This is a genomic window from Pseudomonas californiensis, assembly GCF_021147775.1.
In the GTDB taxonomy this organism is placed as follows: domain Bacteria; phylum Pseudomonadota; class Gammaproteobacteria; order Pseudomonadales; family Pseudomonadaceae; genus Aquipseudomonas; species Aquipseudomonas californiensis.
On record NZ_JAGTPK010000131.1, the window covers coordinates 1 to 873 of the forward strand.

General features: G+C 47.5%; 1 protein-coding gene. It reads left to right on the forward strand.

What is annotated here, in order from left to right; genetic code table 11:
* Positions 1-73: 73 nt before the first annotated feature.
* Positions 74-673: a division plane positioning ATPase MipZ gene (locus KDX37_RS29280; RefSeq protein WP_231656646.1), complete on the forward strand. Its 600-nt coding sequence runs from the start codon at positions 74-76 to the stop codon at positions 671-673.
* The last annotated feature ends 200 nt before the right edge of the window (positions 674-873 follow it).

Sequence of the window (873 nt, forward strand, 5' to 3'; positions counted from 1 at the left end):
CCATGTGTAAGCCTGTGCTGAGGAGGTATCGACTCGATTTCGGCTATGATAACCGATTTCAAAATCCCACAATTTGCAGCCGCAGGCTGCCCTGTTCAGCAAGGGAAAAAGCGTAATCATTCTTAAAACTGATCAAAACCCTGACTTAATGACCTGGGCAGAAATCCGTAGTACAGCAGGTCTTTCCATCATCCCCGTTCATGAAGCGTACAGGGATGTGAGCAGTGAGATTTTACGGCTTAAGCCTATGTGCGACGTCCTGCTTGTCGATTGCCCAGGGCATGACAGCGCTGAATTTCGTAGTGCGTTAACGGTAGTCGACACCCTAATCACATTGATTAAACCGTCATCAATGTTTGAAAAAGGCACTCTGACTAATCTCACTGAGACTGTACGCACAGCGCAGTACAAGCATGGAAATGCGGCTCTGAAAGCCTACGTTTTGATGACGCGCATCAAGCCAAACAAGGTCCCGGATGCCATCGCTTTAGATGAGGAACTGCGTAGCGACAGCGTGTGGATACAGCCGTTGAAAGCTCGACTGTCTGAGCTGGATATTTACGAGAATGCCGTAAATGTCGGCGCAGGTGTGCACGAGGTAGAACGTGCTAGCAGCTTGCCAAAAGCCAAAGCGCAGCTTGAGCTAGTGGCACAAGAGATAGGGTTACTGTAATACATTTTTGAAATACATTGTATGTACGATGTATGCGGAGATTTCCTTATGAAGCTTAAAAAACCGTCTTTCCAGATACCTATCGTTGATGGGTCTGAAATTTGTAAGCGCTCCATAAACCCCACTTGGCTAAAGATAGGTAAAGCGCTTAGCTGTGAAGTCGAGGTTCGCAGTTCCACGGCAGCAAGGCTTCGTAATCC